Source organism: Methanomassiliicoccus sp., from assembly GCA_033485155.1.
In the GTDB taxonomy this organism is placed as follows: Archaea; Thermoplasmatota; Thermoplasmata; order Methanomassiliicoccales; family Methanomassiliicoccaceae; genus UBA6.
Genome location: JAWQJJ010000001.1, coordinates 42,225 through 58,925 on the forward strand (window position 1 = coordinate 42,225; position 16,701 = coordinate 58,925).

A 16,701-nucleotide genomic window follows, 5' to 3' on the forward strand; every position below is an offset into this window, starting at 1 on the left:
CCGCAAGCACAATAAAGGTTTTGCCTTCCCCTGCACTGCCTCCAGCGCCGGCCGCGGGAGGCTACCAATGGGCGTTGGGGAGTGCGACAGGTAGAAATATCCCGCCGCTCATTGAACGGACATGTGCCCGGATGGGACGGAGCCAGCCGCTCCTGGTGGACCCAATTACTGCACCAATTGTGGGGCCCGACTATTGCCGGACTCGAACTTCTGCACCTCCTGCGGCAAGCCCCAGAAGGCCCATGTGATCCCGCCGCAGCCGGTTATGCCCTACGGCCCTTACGTTCCTCCGCCCCCTAAGAACAGTACCGCCCACGACGTCATCATGGGCTTCGGGAGCTACAGCGCGGCGGCCTTGGCCGTCCTCATGGCGGTCAACGTCGTCATCGCCATCTGGGCCGTTGGGCAGGTCTGGCCGCACATGGACAAGCACGTCTACCTGTTCGTCATCACCCCATTCATCGTCAACTTCGCCGAGCTGGGGGGAGGGGCGTTCATGGGCTACTACATCTTCCTGGTGACGGTCATCACTGCCTGCTTTGCGTGGATGATGTACAAGAGCCTTCGGCCGCTGGCCTCCGAACTGCAGGTGAAGTACCCCCAGGAAGGCCACAGTCCCCTCTACACCATGGCCACGCTGCTCTTCGCCGTCCTGTCGTTCAACGTCATCTACTACTTCCTCATCGAAGCCACGGGGGCCTCCGCCACCACCCCCTCGTTCGACACAAGGGAGCTGTGGCAGCTCATCTACGGCTTCGCCGAGGCTAGCGTGTGGGAGGAGGTCGTTTCCCGCATCCTGCTCATCGGCGTTCCCCTACTGATAATCGATGCCCTCCTCCGGATGAAGAACCCGGATTACAAGATGAAGAGGGTACCACGGTACATCCTGGGTGGAGGCTTCACCATCGGCCGCAAGGAAGCGCTGCTGATGGTCTTCTCCAGCCTCATGTTCGGCACTGCCCACGTGTTCGCTTGGGACGCCTTCAAGGTGCTGGGAGCGGCGGTGGCGGGCCTGGCGTTCGCTTACCTGTACCTGAGGATCGGCCTGTACGCTTCGATCATGCTGCACTTCGCCACCGACTTCATGACCGTGCCTCTGAGCGTATGGCCAGACGCCACGGGAGTGACCCTGGTGGTCGGCCTGCTGGTGCTGGTGTGGCTGTTCGTGGGGGTGCCGTACATGGTCCTGTACTTCTCCAAGGGAGCGGGTTGGCTCCTGGGAAGGAGAATTTGGCCCGATCTTCCTCCGGCCGTTCCCAAGCCCCCCGTGTTCGTTCCCTACTACCCCGTATACGCCTCCCCGGCGCCGGTGTACTATCCCGCTCCGCAGCCCGCTCCCCCTGCTCCGTACCAGAGCGCCCCCCTGCCGCAGGCCGACCAGGGGCACGCCTACGTCTGCCCGAACTGCGGAAACCGGGAGGCGGTGTACACCGATGGCAGGTTGGTATGCACCCGGTGCGGGAGCAAGCGCTAGAGCATGGCGGACAGGCGGTCCCTGCTGACCAGCGCATCGGCGATGCCCCGCGACTCGATGACGAACCGTCCCCCGTAATCGGCTAGCTTGCTGACCACGAGGTCGAAGTCCACCGTCCCGTCGCCGATGGGCAGGTGCTCGTCGAACTTGCCCTGGTTGTCATGCACGTGGAGGTTTACCAGCCTCGGCTTGAGATCCATGAACTGAGGAAGGAGGCCCATGGTATTGGCATGCCCCACGTCCAGGCAGAACCCCATCTCGGTGCCCTCGGCCAGCTGGACGAGGGCTTCGGGGGTCGTGCCCATGGAGAAGAGGCTTCGGGGCATGTTCTCCAGGCCTATCTTCACCCCCAGCTCCCGGGACAGGCGGTCCAGGCGCCGCAACGAAGCTTTGGCCACCTCGATCACCTTCTCCCTGCACACCATGCCGATGGGAGTGAGGAAGGAGGGATGCACAGTGCACACCCCCATGCCCAGCCGATGGCAGCCCTCCAGGCAGGCGGTGATCTCCCCCACCGATGCCTCCAGCATCCGGGGGTTGAGGGAGCCGATGTTGATGTCGCTCATGGGAGCGTGGGCGCTGAACTCGAGGTCGTAGGACGGGGTAAGGGCAAGAAAGTCCTTCTCGATCTCCCTTAGATCGTGCCGACCTTCGGCCACCACCTCCCACGCCCGGAAGCTGGAGGCGATGGTCTCCAAGGCTTGGGCGAAGGGCATGGCCGAGAACGCCGGGGAGGACACCGCGATCATTCCTGCTCCTCCATCCGGTCCTCTACCGTGCTCTCGGCCAGGTGGTCGATGGTACGAGCGATGTCGTCGCTCTCCACCGTCACCTCGATCCCTCCCAGTGCTACCGGCCCCTCGATGAAGGACACTTTACCCATGAACGCCGCCTGCTTGTTCAGGGCGAACCTCGTGCCGTTGCCCCGGACCCCCTGCAGCATGACCGAGCGGGCGGTGTCGCGGATGTGCTGGTTGAGGATAGCCTCGCGCAGGGCCTCCCCGCTGTCGGAGCGGCCTACGAGGCTCCCCTCGGCGTCCTCGAGCTGGGCGTCGGGGATCAGGTTGAGAATGGCATGGCGCACCTTCTCCCGGTCCTCGGTGGGGCGGCAGGCGGCCGTGGCGGTGATCTGCAGCATGCCCATCTCATCGCTCCAATCGTAAAAAAGAGTTGTCTCTCGAAAAGATATTTACCTTCATGACCATAATGGTCGCCGGGATGAGGGACAGCGTTCTAGACACCCTGGCCAACGAGGGCATTCTCCTGGAGCCCAGCGCGGCCGAGTTCGTGCTGGCCCGCGCCGACCCCATCGACTTCGTGCGCTCCGCCCTGGCTTCCATGCAGCAGCAGCCGCTGGTCCTCACCGTCGATGACCTCCGGCCGTTCGCCGACGCCCCGGTGGTCCGCACCATCCCCAAGGCGTTGGAGGAGGTCAGGAACGGGCCGCCGGCCCCCCTGCCCCGCGATGATGGGGACTTTTGCATCCTAAGGGACATCACCGGCAACTCGACCTGCGAGGGAAACATCATCGACTTTGCCCGGTATTTCAACGACCGGTTCAAGAAGATCAAGAAGATCCTGTCCGCCCGCCGGGAGCTGGTTGGGTGCCTCCCCGTGCCCAAGGCCACCAAGTACGACCGCGAGGTCAAGATGATCGCTATGGTCAACGAGGTCCGCACCACCAAGAACGGCCACAAGCTGCTTGAGGTGGAGGACGACGAGGGCCGCTGCCCGGTCCTCATCCTCAAGGACAGCCCGCTGATCAACGAGTGCATCGTCAACGACGAGGTCATCGGCATCGTGGGGAAGACAAGCACCAAAGGCGACCTGGTGGTCATGAACGAGCTGGTGCGGCCGGACCTTCCCATGAGGAGGACCATGCAGCCCTCTGACTCGTGGGCCTCGGTGGCATTCATGTCCGACGTGCACATCGGCTCCAATACCTTCCTCCAGAAGCCCTGGGAGCGGATGATCCACTGGCTGCGGACCGAGGGCAAGGACGAGGTTCAGTACCTGGTGGTGCCGGGGGACGTGGTCGACGGCATCGGGGTGTTCCCGGGGCAGGAGGAGGAGCTGGAGATCGACGACATCTTCGCTCAGTATGAGGCCCTTGTCAACCACCTGAAGGACATTCCCGACGGGATCCGGGTGATCGTCCAGCCCGGCAATCACGACGCTGTTAGGCCTGCCGAGCCGCAGCCCACCTTCCCCAAGGACATCGCCAAGCTCTTCGACTCGTCCCTGACCCTGGTCGGCAACCCTTGCTACATGGAGATCGAGGGCCGTAAGATCCTCTCCTACCACGGGAGAAGCCTGGACGACTGGATCGCAAGCGTGCAGGGGTTGAGCTACAACAATCCCATCGAGGCGATGAAGGAGATGCTCAAGCGCCGGCACATGGCCCCCATCTACGGAGGCAGGACCCCTCTGGCGCCGGAGAAGGAGGACTTCCTGGTCATCGACGAGGTGCCGGACATATTTATCACCGGCCACGTGCACGGGGCGGGCATCAGCGAGTACCGTGGGGTTAAGCTCATATGCGCCTCCACCTGGCAATCCCAGACCCCTTTCCAGAGGATGCATAACTTCAATCCGGACCCGGCCAAGATGCCCATCACCCACCTCGGGACGGGGCAGACCAGGATGATGGATTTCAATTGAGCTTCAGGCGAGGAGAATGACCAGCAAAAGATATCCGGCGTAGATGGCTAGGAACCCCATCCCGGTCCGCCGCCCGCCATGGTCCAGCAAGGCGAGGAGGAGGACGATCATCGTCGAGAGCGCGGTCATGACGCCCATCCCCACTGCCGTCTCCGCCCCCGTGGTGTCATAGCCCCCCACCAGCGCGCCGAGGCTGAGGATGAACAGGGTGTTGATGATTATGGTGCCCACGACGTTGCCGAGCACTACCTCCGACTGCCCCTTCCTCGAAGCGGTGATGGCGATGGCCACCTCCGGTACCGAGGTACCGACGGCAACAAGGGTCAGGCCCACGACCTCCGGGCTCACCCCCAGGCCGATGGCCAAACCGGAGGCTCCTTCCACGATGATCTGTGCGCCCAAGGACAACAGCACGATGCCCGCCGCGATCAGCGTGACGATCTTGGTGCCGGTCATGGACTTGACCTCCTGGACCAGCTCGAGCTCCTCCTTAACCACCGTGCGGGCCTTTCCCCGATCAGCGCCGCGGTACATTGAGCAGGAGAATATGGCCAGGACGGCGAGCATTATCGCACCGTCCACCGGCCCCAGGTGCCCGTCCCAGGACAGGGCGATGAGAAGGGGACCCGACAGAAGGAGGAAGAACGACTCCCAGCGCATCTCGTTCAGCCGCAGCGCCAAGGGGGCCATCAGGCAGGCGATCCCCAACACCAGGGCACCGTTAGAGATGTTGGCTCCGATGACGTTGCCCAGGGAGATCGAGCTGCTGCCCTCCAGGGAGGAGACGATGGCGAGAACAGCCTCGGGGGAGGAGGTTCCCAGGGCGATGACCGTCAGCCCTATCACCAGCGGCCGGACCCCGTACCGCATGGCTAAGGCCGTCGCGCCATTGACCAGCCACTGCGACCCGAAGTATAGGGCCACGGCCCCCACCAGGAGCAGGATGAGGGACAGGGCCGGAAGCATGACGGTCAGATTTCCGTCCGCCGGTCAAAAACCTTTTCAGGGATTGAAGAACAGGATGTACAGGATGATCACGTAGCCCAGCACGAGCATGAATAGGCTGATCATCCAGAATAGCCGGAGCAGACGGGCCCGGGCCGTGGGATCATGAAAATTGAAAAGGGGTTTGATGAGATCTTTAAGCGGTCTCAACTTTGGCCTCGGCCTTGTCTTTGATGCGCTTGAGACGGAAGGTGTTCTCCCTCTCCATCTCCTGCAATCGCAGCTCGATGAACGCCTTGGCCTCCTCGAGCTCGGGGATGACCTTGAACTCCAGCGCATTGACACGCCGCTTGGTCTTCTCGATCTCATCGAGGAGCTTCTTCATCGTCGTCTCGATCTCGGCCGCTTGGACCAGCGTCTCCACGAGGTTCTCGAACGCCCTGGTCGCCTCATCGATGTAGGTCGAGGTGCCAATCACACCGTAACCACGCTGGTCCACGGTGCTCTTCAGCGAGTTGGTCTCGATCTCCGGGACCACTATGCCCATGATGTTCTTGGAGCGCAGAGCGACCTCGGGATGGAGGCGGAGAGCGAAGGCGGCCGAGCGGACAGCGATGGCACCGTCCACGGCCTGGGCCACGGCGATCTTGGCCATGGCCTCGTCGTAGTCCTTAACGATCTTCGAGCGGACCTGCTTGGCCTGCTCCAGGATCTTGAAGAACTCGATGATCAGGCCATCCCTCTTCATCTTGAGGATCTTGTGGCCTGACTTCGTTAGCTTGATCCTCTTCTTGATCTCGAGCAGCTCCGAGCGGGTTGGCTTGACCTCCATCCTTGGCATCTTTACTCACTCTTTCTGTGGGCGGGGTGGTACTTCTCGATGTACTTCCGGTCGATCCTGGACAGTTGGTTCTCCGGCAGCATGGCCACCAGTTCCCAGGCGATCTCCAGGGTGGTCTCGATATCGCGGTCCTCGTCGTGGCCCTGTCTGACGAACTTGTTCTCGAAGGCGTCGGCGAAGTCGAGGAACTTGCGGTCCCTCTCTGACAGCGATTCCTTTCCGACAATGGCCACCAGGCCCCTGAGGTCTCTGCCCTCAGCATAGGCGGCATAGCATTGGTCGGAAACGGCCTTGTGGTCCTCCCTGGTCAGACCCGGACCGATACCGGCGTTCATGAGCCTCGAAAGCGAGGCCCCCACGTTGATGGGGGGATATATGCCGGCACGGTGAAGGTCCTTGGACGTCACGATCTGACCCTCAGTGATGTAGCCGGTCAGGTCCGGGATGGGGTGGGTAATATCGTCACCGGGCATGGTCAGGATGGGAATCTGGGTGATGGAGCCCTTCTTCCCCTTGATCCTACCTGCACGCTCGTACAGGGTCGCAAGGTCGGTATACATGTACCCTGGGTAGCCACGGCGACCGGGCACCTCTTCACGGGCCGCACCGATCTGCCTGAGGGCCTCGCAGTAGTTGGTGATGTCGGTCAGGATGACCAGCACGTGCATGTCCAGCTCGAAGGCCAGATACTCGGCGGTGGTCAGCGCGAGCCTCGGAGTGATGATCCTTTCGATGGCCGGGTCGTCGGCCAGGTTCATGAATACGACCGCCCGCTTCAGCGCTCCGGTCCGCTCGAAGTCGGACATGAAGAACTGCGCCTCTTCGGCGGTGATGCCCATGGCGGCGAACACCACAGCGAACTCCTCGTCGGAGCCGCGCACCTTGGCCTGCCTGGCGATCTGCAGAGCGATGTCGTTGTGAGGTAGACCGCTCCCAGAGAAAATGGGCAGCTTCTGGCCACGGACCAGGGTATTCATCCCGTCGATGGTCGAGATACCGGTCTGGATGAACTCTTTGGGCTCGGCACGGGCCCACGGGTTGATGGCCGCGCCGTTGATGTCCAGCCGCTCTTCGGGAGTGATCGCGGGGCCCCCGTCGATGGGGTCACCGGCCCCGTTCAGGATCCTGCCCAGCATGTCACGGGAAACCGGCATCCTCATGGTCTCGCCGAGGAATTTGACCCCTGCGGCCCGCTCTACGCCAGCGGTTCCCTCGAACACCTGGATGACGACATATTTGCCAGAGGTGTCCAGCACTTGGCCCCTCTTCTGGGTGCCATCGGGCATGGTCACGGTGGCAAGCTCGTTGTAGCCGACTGGCTCGGTCTTCTCCACGAACACCAGCGGTCCGGCGATCTGCGAGATTGTGCGGTACTCTTTGGAAACGATGCTCATGCCTTACCCCCCAGGGCTTCGAACTGGCCGCTCATCTCCTTGCCGACGGCGTCCAGCTCCTGGTCGATGTTCTCCTCATACTTGGCCTTGGCCAACCGGTTACGGACCGGAAGCTCGACGATGGCGTCGACGGAGACGTCGGCCTCGACGGCTTTCTTGGATAGGTCGGAGAACTGCTTGATCAGCTTCATGACCTTGTACTGCCGCGGGAGCGGGCAGTAGGTGTCGACCTTGTGGTAAGCGTTCTGCTGCAGGAAGATCTCACGGATCATCCTCGCCACCTCCAGGGTCATCTTCTGCTCGTCGGGCAGCGCGTCGGAACCGACCAGCTGCACGATCTCCTGCAGTTCGGCCTCGCGCTGCAGGACCTCCATGGCCCACTGCCGGAGGGCGGGGAAGTCCTCCGCCACATTGGCCCGGTACCAGGCGTCCAGGTTGCCGGTGTACAGCGAGTACGAGGTAAGCCAGTTGATGGTCGGGAAGTGTCTGCGCTCACGGAGCTTGGAGTCCAGGGCCCAGAACACACGGACGATACGCAGAGTGTTCTGCGTGACCGGCTCGGACATGTCACCGCCGGGCGGAGAGACCGCTCCGACGACAGAGACCGACCCGGTGGTCCCGTTGGCGTTGGCGACACGGCCGGACCTCTCGTAGAATTCCGAGAGCCTCGCCGCCAGGTAAGCGGGGTATCCTTCCTCACCAGGCATCTCTTCCAGCCTGGAGGAGATCTCTCTCATGGCCTCGGCCCATCTCGAGGTCGAGTCGGCCATCAGGGAGACGTTGTAGCCCATGTCACGGTAGTACTCGGCGATGGTCATGCCGGTATAGACGGACGCCTCACGGGCGGCCACGGGCATGTTGGAGGTGTTGGCGATGAGCACGGTCCTCTGCATCAGAGGCTCCCCGGTCTTGGGGTCCTCGAGCTCGGGGAAGGTCGCCAGAACCTCGGTCATCTCGTTCCCGCGCTCGCCACATCCGATGTAGACGACGATCTCGGCATCGGACCACTTGGCCAGCTGCTGCTGGGTAACGGTCTTGCCCGTACCGAACGCTCCGGGAATGGCTGCGGTGCCTCCCTGGGGCAGGGGGAACATGGTGTCCAGGACTCTTTGCCCGGTGACCAGGGGGATATCCGGCAGGAGCTTCTTGCCGAAAGGCCTGCCGCTCCTGACCGGCCACTTCTGCAGCATAGTCAGGTTCTTCTGACCGACGATGGCGACGGTCTCATCGACGGTGAAGTCGCCCTCGGTGATGCTGTTGAGCGTTCCGGACACTCCGGGCGGCACCATGATCTTATGAGTGATGTAGTACTCCTGAACGGTTCCCAGGACAGTTCCGGGCTCTACCTTGTCACCCTTCTTGGCGACAGGGGTGAAGTGCCACTTCTTGGTGTGGTCCAACCCGGGGGCGCTGACACCCCTCTTGATGTAGTCGCCCATCCTGCTCATCAAGACTGGAAGGGGCCTCTGGATACCGTCGTACACACTGCTCAGGAGGCCAGGTCCCAGCTCGGCCACCAGAGGTTGCGCGGTATCAATGACCTTCTCGCCGGGCCTTAGTCCGGAGGTCTCCTCGTAAACCTGAATGATCGTCTTGTCGCCGTCGATCTTGATGACCTCGCCCATCAGGCCCTCTTCTCCCACCTGCATGATGTCATACATCTTGGGGGAGATCCCGATCGCGGTCACCACCGGTCCGGCCACCCTGTAGATCTCACCTTGCTTCGCCATTTTCAATCCCTCTCAGTCTTGTATAGGTCAACGCCAATTGCCCTCTTCACCTTCTCTCTCAGGTCGCCTTCCTCTCCGCCTACCGGAACAACGACCGGGGAAATGCTCTCCATCGCCCTCTTGCGGGAGTTAGGAGAGGCCTTGGACAGGTCAGCGGCATTGATGGCCAGCACGCCGATGGACGGGTCGGCCACCAGGTCTAGCAACTTCTGCTCGTACTCCGCCGGCCGGACGGCATAGACCCGCCGGATGCCGGCTAGGCGGAAGCCCAGCACGAACTCTTCACTTCCTAGTACCGCGAATTCCATCAGATCACCAGCAACTTCTTGATAGCTTCGGGGTCCATCCCAGTGGCCTTGCCGCGGGCCACGATACGGATGTTGTCGACCTCGATCTTCTTTCTAATGACATAGTCGATGATGGGAAGAACGGACAACGGATAGAGGTGGGAGAACCTCTCCGCCTGCTTGGCCTGGTAAGCCTGCAGGCTTAGCATCACGTCGTTGAGGGAGCCGGTCTTCCTGGCCACCTCCAGTCCTTCCTTGATGTCCTCATAGAACTTCAGCTTGGTCAGCTCGTCGAGCATCTGCTCGAAGCTCTCGGCCGAGGACAGTCGGGTAAGCTCCTTCATGTCCAGGTCATGCCCGCCCTCGATGAAGTAGGGGCGGATCTTGTCCGCGCTCAGCCCGGCCTGCTTGAGCTTGAGCAGAGTGCGAAGGTTGACGATGTCGATCTCCCTCCGGATGTACCTGTGGAAAAGCGCGCGGGGCTTTCCCTTGGGGGGAACGGCCTCCAGCAGCTTCTCGTAGTAGTCCTTGTCGAGGTAATCCTCGATGGGCGCCAGGTTCCCGGTCTTCTCATAGTTCGTCAGGACCTCGTCGGGAACGGCGATGTCCTGCTTCTTGTGGACGGCGTCCAGAACCTCTTTGGGTCCGTCCATGGCCACCAGGGACAGGAGGTACTCCTCACTGAGGTTGCCCGCAGGGACGAGGTCCTCCTGTATCTCCTCGAGGCTAGCGTTAGAGAACTTGCCGCGCAGGATGGTCTTGATATTGACGTAATCCCACCGGCGAAGGTAGGCCGCCAGGATGGTCTTGAGATCACCCTCGCAGAAGTTGATGATGGTCCGGTAGGTGCGGGCCAGGTTCATGGAGGTGCCTAGCTCTATGAGGTTGACCCCCGAGTACTTGGACCCTAGCTCGGTCATCTCCGCTTTATACTCCGTCTCGCCCATGAACCTCCCGATCTCGTTGAGGTCCATCATCATCAACTTGGGGTAGTTGTCCTTGGTCAACAGCTGGGCCTTCTTGGCCTTGACCCTCGCCGTGGCATAGGGGTAGTTACCCTTTCTGCGGCCTGATCCTAACATTTGTTCACCTAACGCTCACTCGAACAGCACGTTCGATATGTTCTTCATGTCCCGGTCCCAGATGCTCTCCAGGATGGTCTTGAAACGGTAGTCCAGGCGGACGGTACCGTCCTCGTTCTCCAGGATCAGGCCGGAACCCATTTCGGTCTCGTTCAGGGAATCGCATCCCCGAAGTCCCGCCAGAAGGTCGGCCTCCCCCTTGGGGATGAAGACCTTGGGCTTATGGATGACCTTCTTGCCATCGGCCAAGATCTTCTTGTAGAGGGCAGACTTTTCCTTGGAATCCATCGTGGACAGCTCCCTGAGCATCTCCTCGAAGGTCCGGTTCAGGATGTCCTTCCTCTTGTTCAGCACGATCTTCTTAGCCTCCAGTTCAGCACTGGAGAGTTCCTGCCTCCTCATGCGCATGAGGCCGTCCTGGAGCTCCTTATCCTCTGTCTTCCGCATCTTGTCGATCCTTTGATCGGCTTCCTGGAGGATCTTCGCTCTCTCCTTCTCAGCCTCCTGGACGCGCTGGTCGGCTTCCTTCCGCGCGTTATCCAGGATATCGTTGGCTACCTTATCCAGTGCCATGAGCCAGCCTCTTTGCGCTGACTGCTCATCCCGACATGTTGAGCCAGAGCAGGATAGCTACGACCAGACCGAAGATAACGATGGTCTCGGGGATAACGGTCAGGATAAGGCCCTTACCGAACAGCTTCTCGTCCTCGGCCATCGCACCAACCGCGGCCGCACCGATGCTGGCCTCAGCAATAGCCGAGCCGACACCCGCCAGTCCGACGGCCAGTCCCGCACCAATCGCAACCAATCCTGCGCCTTCAGATACTACCATTTCTTATTCCTCCGTTGTATGCTTTCTTATTACCCTGAGGGGGTTGAACTCCAGCCCGCCTCCTTCGTAAAATTTGTTGAATAGCTCGACGTACTGCAGCCTGATAGCGTGCAGACCGGCCGAGAGTATCGCCAGTATGAAGATCATCAGATGCCCGATGACGAACACCAGAAGTCCCAACACGAGCATAATGACATCGCCCGAAGACGCGATCAGCTCGATGGCGATAAAGTTGAAAGCCAGCGCCATGCCCGCCTTGGACATGCCGATAGCAATCAGCCTAGTATATGAGAGCACGTTGCTCATGACCTCGGGAAGTTCGATAATGGCCTTCCCGCCCTCGCCCTTGACCGCCATGACCAGGCCGATGACGATCAGCACTATGCCAACGACAAATGTGGGGTCAGTAAGGTTCGGGTCGTATCCACGGATGAGCACGTTGATCATGAATATCAGAGCCACCAGGGCGAATCCGACCATGATCATTATCCACGAGAGCTTCTCCACCATGGCATGCTTCAACCCATGCCTGATGGTCTGGTTGTAGAACCCTAGGCATAGGCCGATGAGCAGGTGGACGACTCCGATCCACAGGCTGATGTAGAGAAGTATCTTCACTGAACCCAGCTTGGTATAGTAACCCAGCTGCAGTGCGAAGTCCCCGAAGTTGAACAGTACCCTGGGAATCTCGATCCCCAGAAGGGCGGACCATGAAAGCTCGGTGGCATGGGCCGCGTGGAACTCGATACCGAACATGTCACCGTAGAGGAAGAGCCCAAAGATGATGGACCAAATACCTCCGTAGAACAACATGGTGGCGATGCCCCTCCACTCCTTGCTGGTGCACCTCTTCAAACCGAGGAAGCCGAGGATGGTGAAGGGAATTCCATATCCCACGTCCCCGACCATGAGGCCAAAGAACATGGGGAAGAAGATGGCCACCGTGATGGTGGGATCGATCTCGTTGTAACGAGGGGTGGAAAGTAATTTCGTGAAGAAGGTGAAACGATCCACGGTACGTTTGTGGCTCGTCTTTACAGGGGTCTCCTCGGACATGGGCACGGCTACCGCCTCGGCGGTGCTCAAGCCAGCCTCCATCTTCATCTCTTCCTCAGACTCGTGGACATCCACTCTGGCCTTGTCCTCCAAGACCTCGATATAGATGTTGTCCTGGAACTTGTCGGAGAAGGCCTTCTTGACCTTGTCGACCTCTGCCGTTGGCACCCAGGCCTCGAGGACGAAGGCGTGCTCGGAAGCCCCCATTCTAAGGGGCAGCTCGGCCTTCTCCACCACGATGCTCAGATGCTCATCTGAGGCTAGGATAGTATTAGCGTACTTCTCCCGGAGCTGCTCGATGTTCTTCTCGACAGCCTCGAGCTCCTTCTCCAGACCGCTGATCTCGGTCTCCAGGGCGGAGGCGAGCTGCTCGGGCTTACCCGTTCCCTCAGGCACCGGGACCTCGGTGAAACCGTTCTGAACAAGGATGCGCTGGGCCTCGTCGGCCTTGGCCACGGGAACGAACGCGACGATGAAATTACCATCGGGGTTGCTGAACAGCTCCATCTCCCCGCCCAAGGCCTCGTTGAGCTGGGCCTCAGGGTTGGTATGAACGTGACCGGCCATGACGTCGATGTTCTGGTAGCCCTTGTACAACGCCAGGTCCAGGTCGATCGCCCGGAACGGCTCCAGAAGGGCCTTCTTGGACTGGGCCTCGGTGAGGCGGGCCTGCTTGGCGGCCTTGGAGGCGACAGTTCCCTGCATCTCGGTCTCGATCTGCTCGATTGAGGTGTCGATGGTCGGTGCGATCTTGCTGATCGGCACCTTCTCCTTGAACTCGGCCTCATCGACCTCGAGGTCCTTCTCCATGGAGCGAAGCTTCAGGAGCTTGTGGGATGCATCCGACGCTGCGGGGAGGGGTGACCCTAGGGAGAACCCTTCCTCGTCAGGGGAGAAATCGACCACGTGGACGTTCTCGAGCCCGTACAGGAGTTCGATGGAGGCTGGCAACCTGTCCTTGGTCCCTACGACCAAGATCTTACTCATTGGCTCCGGCAGCAGCATCTAATGTCCTCTCGAAGCTTTTTTTGATCATGAGCTTTGCTTTGGGTATCCGATCGCTGGCTTTAGCGTCGATCTTGGCGGCCTCGTCCCTGCCCTTGGCGAGCAGCTCTTCCCGCTGTGCGGAAAGCGCCTTTCTCTCTTGAGCGAGGGCGGATTCGGTCTTGGCGCGAAGGTCCTGTTCGGCCTTCTGCGACCTATCCACGGCCTCCCTGCGAGCGGCAGCAATAATGCTCCTTTGCTTCTCGTCTGCCTGCTCGAGCGTCTGCTTAGCCTTGGCTTCAGCGTCTTTTACTTGGAGAAGTGTTTCAGCTTTGCCCACAGAACTCTCCCCGGAAGGTTTCTTCAGTATTGCCTCATGATATTTAAAGTGTTGTGAAATCACCTGCTGGCTTATGTCCAGCCAGGCCATTTTTTCCTGATAACGTAGATGTAAAAAATGAGGGTTAACAATGAGCCAGGTTAAGCTCTGTTTACTCCGTCGCCGATTCCGTCCCTTCCGGTGGAACGTAACGCCGTACGACCACACCGCTCTCGTCGAGCACCTTGCGGGAGAGCTCATCGACGTAATCGTCCTTGTATACGATCTCCCGGATGCCGGCGTTGACTAGGATCTTGGCGCACATCACGCAGGGGAAGTTCGTGGTGTAGATGACGGAGTCCTTGATGCTGACTCCGAAGTACGCGGCCTGGATGACTGCGTTCTGCTCTGCGTGGACTCCCCGGCACAGCTCATGGCGGGTGCCTGACTGGATGTGGTTCTGCAACCGGACACATCCGACCTCCGCACAATGCCTTAGCCCCTTGGGCGCGCCGTTGTAACCGGTGGTGAGGACCCTCTTCTCCTTGACCACCACTGCCCCGACTTTGCGTCTCAGGCAGGTCGATCGGGTGGCCACCAGTTCAGCCATTCGCATGAAATAGGTGTCATTGTCCGGCCGGTCCATGGTCGGCCATTTCCACCCTGACATATCTAACTTGCTCTTCCTCTAACGCAAAGGACGCCAGATGCGATCCGGTTCCTAAGACTATTATAGTGTCTTCTGCATGTGTGACCTCGTGCCATCCACCCAGAGAGGTCCTAGGTATTGGTGGTCGAGGCTCAAGCCGTTCATCATCGCCCCGGTGGTCTTCATCATTATCGTGGGCGGCATCTTCGCCTACAGCGGGGTATGGCCCCCCATGGTGGTCATCGAGTCGAAGAGCATGCAGCATGCCGATACCAGCTCGATCGGGGTGATTGACACCGGGGACATCGTGGTGGTCAAGAGCGTTGGGTCCACAGATGACGTGGTCACCTACCTCGAGGGAATGGTCACCGGCCACTCCACTTACGGTGAGCCAGGTGACGTGGTCATCTATTACAAGGCGGGAATGAGCAAACCCATCATCCACCGGGCCATCTGCGAGCTCGTCTACAACTCGACCGGTGGGGGGTTCGACATCCCCGATCTGGCCAAGGTGCCGGCCTCGATGTGGTCGGTGCCCGGGGAGGCTCAAGAGTGGTGGAACCTCAAAGACACCGTGGAATTGTACGGCATCGGGTATGCCAACGCCACCGTGACCATCGACCTGGGAGCAATGCTCGACTACATGACCTCACCCGGGTATTCCGGAGAGGTGCATGGCGGCCTCGTCACCATGGGCGACAATAACTTCTACATCGGCCCCAATGGCACAGTCATCGGCAAGTACGACCAGAAGTGGATAAGTGCGGTGAAAGAGCCAATAAAGGACGATTGGATCGTAGGTAAGGCCCGGGGTGAGCTGCCGTGGTTCGGCCTCCTCAAGCTGTACGCCACCGGCACCGCGCCCTCCTATACGCCGGAGAACAGTAAGGTCAACCTCATCATGTCCCTGGCCCTCATCATCACCATCCCCATCGCCGTGGACGTGATCGCCGCGGTGATGAAGAAAAGGTCGAAGCGGGGGAAGTGACCGGGAAAGACGGGCCCGCCTAGATCAGGGTGGTCTGGTTCTTGGGCCGGTAGTTCTTGATGGCCTGCAGGATCTCATCGTCCTCGAGGATCTTCTTAGTCTCCACCCTCGGTACCGAGGACTCGATCTCCTTGGTCCGCCCGCCCCGACCGAACGATTTGACCCGGGCGTGTATGATCCCCAACATGTCCAGCTCAGAAATGAGGTCGGTGACACGGCGCTGTGTTAGGACGGTGACCCCAACCATCTGGCTAAGCTCCCGGTAGGTCTCGTAGACGTCCCCGGTGGTAAGCCTGCCGTCCCCCCGCTCCTCGTTAAGGAGGATGCTCATGAGGACCAGCTTTGACTGGGTAGGAAGCGTACGGATGGCTTCGGTTACACAATCCAGTTCGATCTTGTTCTTGGCCTTGTAGACGTGGGCCTCGGTGACCTTGTCGTCGCCGTTGCGTTCGGCGATCTCGGCCGCCACCCGCAGTAGGTCAAGCGCGCGTCTGGCATCCCCATGCTCCTGCGCCGCGAGGGCCGAGCACAGCGGCGCCACGCCAGGATCGACGACCCCGCTGAAGAAGGCCAAATCGGAGCGTTGGTTGAGAATGTCCCGGAGCTGCTCGGCGTTGTAGGGAGGAAAGACCATCTTTTCCTCACCGAGGCGGCTCTTGACCCTGGGGTCCAAAAATTCGGTGAACTTCAGGTCGTTGGAGATGCCGATGAGCGATACCTTGGCCCGCTGAAGATCGTCATTGATCCTAGACAAGTGGTAGAGCACGTCGTCCCCGGATTTGTATACCAGCTTGTCGATCTCATCGAGCACTAAAATCACTACGCGGTTGGTCTCGTCGATCTTCTCTCGCAGGATGTTGTACACCCGTTCGGTGCTCCACCCGGTGAAGGGGATTCGCTCGTTGAAATCGCCGATGAACATGTTACCGATGTTCTGCAGGACACCATATTGGGTATCCACGACCTCACAGTTCATGTAGAGATAGGTCACCCGGTTGAACTGGGAATCGGCTTTCTGGATTTCCTTTCCGAGATACTTCACTGAGGCAGTCTTTCCCGTCCCGGTCTTGCCAAATATGAGCACATTGGAGGGGCGGTCGCCCCGCAACGCGGTCACCAAAATGGAAGCAAGCTGGTTGATCTGTTCCTTGCGATGGGGAAGCTCGTCCGGAATGTAGGATGGACGGAGGATCTCACGATTGCGCTGGAATATCTTCTTCGAGTTTAGATACGGTTGGAATATGCTTTCGTCCAGGTGTTTTCCCCCGTTTTGAAAAAGGTTCCGGCCGACCCCTTAATTTCCATTGGAAAGCGGTCGGGGCCTTATCATTGGTCAAATATAGGAGGGGTATAATTTAGTTTTTCTAGTGAATGCGTCCAGCCCGTAACAGGCTATTTTTGGACAGAGCGGCAAGAGGACCCCCACCCCTTCATTTCCATTGGAGATAACATTAGTGCA

Annotated in this window: 18 protein-coding genes; 3 read left to right on the plus strand and 15 right to left on the minus strand. The window is 59.9% G+C overall.

The window, feature by feature from the left end:
* Positions 1-121 precede the first annotated feature (121 nt).
* Positions 122-1,474, plus strand: a complete 1,353-nt coding sequence (locus SA339_00230) for a CPBP family glutamic-type intramembrane protease (GenBank protein MDW5561624.1) — start codon at positions 122-124, stop codon at positions 1,472-1,474.
* Here SA339_00230 and SA339_00235 read toward each other — a convergent pair.
* Together SA339_00235 and SA339_00240 are read right to left on the minus strand one after the other, a co-directional pair.
* A complete protein-coding gene (locus tag SA339_00235; protein ID MDW5561625.1) occupies positions 1,471-2,223 on the minus strand; it encodes a sugar phosphate isomerase/epimerase family protein in 753 nt (250 codons plus the stop codon). The genes SA339_00230 and SA339_00235 overlap by 4 nt on opposite strands.
* The gene (locus SA339_00240; GenBank protein MDW5561626.1) at positions 2,220-2,618 is read right to left on the minus strand and encodes an RNA-binding domain-containing protein; all 399 of its coding nucleotides are present in this window, start codon (positions 2,616-2,618) and stop codon (positions 2,220-2,222) included. The genes SA339_00235 and SA339_00240 overlap by 4 nt, the downstream gene beginning before the upstream one ends.
* Before the next feature lie 53 nt (positions 2,619-2,671).
* Here SA339_00240 and SA339_00245 point away from each other — a divergent pair, with 53 nt between their 5' ends.
* Positions 2,672-4,135 carry a DNA-directed DNA polymerase II small subunit gene (locus tag SA339_00245; protein MDW5561627.1) on the plus strand — a complete coding sequence of 488 codons (1,464 nt, stop codon included), beginning with the start codon at positions 2,672-2,674 and terminating at the stop codon, positions 4,133-4,135.
* Positions 4,136-4,138: 3 nt separating this feature from the next.
* Here SA339_00245 and SA339_00250 read toward each other — a convergent pair whose 3' ends face one another.
* The 12 genes from SA339_00250 to SA339_00305 form a co-directional block, all read right to left on the minus strand.
* Positions 4,139-5,101, minus strand: coding sequence for a sodium:calcium antiporter (locus SA339_00250; protein ID MDW5561628.1), 963 nt, complete (start codon positions 5,099-5,101; stop codon positions 4,139-4,141).
* A 36-nt stretch (positions 5,102-5,137) separates the two neighbouring features.
* Positions 5,138-5,290, minus strand: a complete 153-nt coding sequence (locus tag SA339_00255; GenBank protein MDW5561629.1) for a hypothetical protein — start codon at positions 5,288-5,290, stop codon at positions 5,138-5,140.
* The gene (locus SA339_00260) at positions 5,277-5,921 is read right to left on the minus strand and encodes a V-type ATP synthase subunit D (protein MDW5561630.1); all 645 of its coding nucleotides are present in this window, start codon (positions 5,919-5,921) and stop codon (positions 5,277-5,279) included. The genes SA339_00255 and SA339_00260 overlap by 14 nt, the downstream gene beginning before the upstream one ends.
* A gap of 2 nt (positions 5,922-5,923) precedes the next feature.
* Entirely contained in the window at positions 5,924-7,315 is a 1,392-nt protein-coding gene (locus SA339_00265) for an ATP synthase subunit B (protein ID MDW5561631.1), read from the minus strand.
* Entirely contained in the window at positions 7,312-9,045 is a 1,734-nt protein-coding gene (locus SA339_00270; GenBank protein ID MDW5561632.1) for a V-type ATP synthase subunit A, read from the minus strand. The genes SA339_00265 and SA339_00270 overlap by 4 nt, the downstream gene beginning before the upstream one ends.
* A 2-nt stretch (positions 9,046-9,047) precedes the next feature.
* Positions 9,048-9,353, minus strand: a complete 306-nt coding sequence (locus SA339_00275; GenBank protein MDW5561633.1) for a V-type ATP synthase subunit F — start codon at positions 9,351-9,353, stop codon at positions 9,048-9,050.
* Positions 9,353-10,414, minus strand: a complete 1,062-nt coding sequence (ahaC, locus tag SA339_00280; protein MDW5561634.1) for an ATP synthase A1 subunit C — start codon at positions 10,412-10,414, stop codon at positions 9,353-9,355. The genes SA339_00275 and ahaC overlap by 1 nt, the downstream gene beginning before the upstream one ends.
* A gap of 15 nt (positions 10,415-10,429) precedes the next feature.
* Positions 10,430-10,987: a V-type ATPase subunit subunit G family protein gene (locus SA339_00285; protein MDW5561635.1), complete on the minus strand. Its 558-nt coding sequence runs from the start codon at positions 10,985-10,987 to the stop codon at positions 10,430-10,432.
* A 25-nt stretch (positions 10,988-11,012) separates the two neighbouring features.
* Positions 11,013-11,246 carry an ATPase gene (locus tag SA339_00290; protein MDW5561636.1) on the minus strand — a complete coding sequence of 78 codons (234 nt, stop codon included), beginning with the start codon at positions 11,244-11,246 and terminating at the stop codon, positions 11,013-11,015.
* Between the two features lie 3 nt (positions 11,247-11,249).
* A complete protein-coding gene (locus SA339_00295; GenBank protein MDW5561637.1) occupies positions 11,250-13,307 on the minus strand; it encodes a V-type ATP synthase subunit I in 2,058 nt (685 codons plus the stop codon).
* Positions 13,282-13,716 (minus strand): hypothetical protein, encoded by a 435-nt coding sequence (locus tag SA339_00300; GenBank protein ID MDW5561638.1) that lies wholly within the window; start codon positions 13,714-13,716, stop codon positions 13,282-13,284. Before SA339_00300 ends, SA339_00295 begins: the two co-directional genes overlap by 26 nt.
* Positions 13,717-13,777: 61 nt before the next feature.
* Positions 13,778-14,251 carry a cytidine/deoxycytidylate deaminase family protein gene (locus SA339_00305; GenBank protein ID MDW5561639.1) on the minus strand — a complete coding sequence of 158 codons (474 nt, stop codon included), beginning with the start codon at positions 14,249-14,251 and terminating at the stop codon, positions 13,778-13,780.
* Between the two features lie 112 nt (positions 14,252-14,363).
* Between SA339_00305 and SA339_00310 the strand changes: the two genes are divergently transcribed.
* Positions 14,364-15,242: a hypothetical protein gene (locus SA339_00310; GenBank protein ID MDW5561640.1), complete on the plus strand. Its 879-nt coding sequence runs from the start codon at positions 14,364-14,366 to the stop codon at positions 15,240-15,242.
* A gap of 19 nt (positions 15,243-15,261) precedes the next feature.
* On the opposite strand, the gene SA339_00315 is transcribed toward SA339_00310, so the two are convergent.
* Complete coding sequence (locus SA339_00315) at positions 15,262-16,497, minus strand: ORC1-type DNA replication protein (protein ID MDW5561641.1); 1,236 nt, start codon at positions 16,495-16,497, stop codon at positions 15,262-15,264.
* Between the last annotated feature and the right edge of the window lie 204 nt (positions 16,498-16,701).

Bases quoted from the DNA above. Each gene is read 5' to 3' on its own strand.
- SA339_00230 (MDW5561624.1), top strand. From the start codon at position 122: ATGTGCCCGGATGGGACGGAGCCAGCCGCTCCTGGTGGACCCAATTAC.
- SA339_00235 (MDW5561625.1), bottom strand. From the start codon at position 2,223: ATGATCGCGGTGTCCTCCCCGGCGTTCTCGGCCATGCCCTTCGCCCAA.
- SA339_00240 (MDW5561626.1), bottom strand. From the start codon at position 2,618: ATGGGCATGCTGCAGATCACCGCCACGGCCGCCTGCCGCCCCACCGAG.
- SA339_00245 (MDW5561627.1), top strand. From the start codon at position 2,672: ATGACCATAATGGTCGCCGGGATGAGGGACAGCGTTCTAGACACCCTG.
- SA339_00250 (MDW5561628.1), bottom strand. From the start codon at position 5,101: ATGCTTCCGGCCCTGTCCCTCATCCTGCTCCTGGTGGGGGCCGTGGCC.
- SA339_00260 (MDW5561630.1), bottom strand. From the start codon at position 5,921: ATGCCAAGGATGGAGGTCAAGCCAACCCGCTCGGAGCTGCTCGAGATC.
- SA339_00265 (MDW5561631.1), bottom strand. From the start codon at position 7,315: ATGAGCATCGTTTCCAAAGAGTACCGCACAATCTCGCAGATCGCCGGA.
- SA339_00270 (MDW5561632.1), bottom strand. From the start codon at position 9,045: ATGGCGAAGCAAGGTGAGATCTACAGGGTGGCCGGACCGGTGGTGACC.
- SA339_00275 (MDW5561633.1), bottom strand. From the start codon at position 9,353: ATGGAATTCGCGGTACTAGGAAGTGAAGAGTTCGTGCTGGGCTTCCGC.
- ahaC (MDW5561634.1), bottom strand. From the start codon at position 10,414: ATGTTAGGATCAGGCCGCAGAAAGGGTAACTACCCCTATGCCACGGCG.
- SA339_00285 (MDW5561635.1), bottom strand. From the start codon at position 10,987: ATGGCACTGGATAAGGTAGCCAACGATATCCTGGATAACGCGCGGAAG.
- SA339_00290 (MDW5561636.1), bottom strand. From the start codon at position 11,246: ATGGTAGTATCTGAAGGCGCAGGATTGGTTGCGATTGGTGCGGGACTG.
- SA339_00295 (MDW5561637.1), bottom strand. From the start codon at position 13,307: ATGCTGCTGCCGGAGCCAATGAGTAAGATCTTGGTCGTAGGGACCAAG.
- SA339_00300 (MDW5561638.1), bottom strand. From the start codon at position 13,716: ATGGCCTGGCTGGACATAAGCCAGCAGGTGATTTCACAACACTTTAAA.
- SA339_00305 (MDW5561639.1), bottom strand. From the start codon at position 14,251: ATGGACCGGCCGGACAATGACACCTATTTCATGCGAATGGCTGAACTG.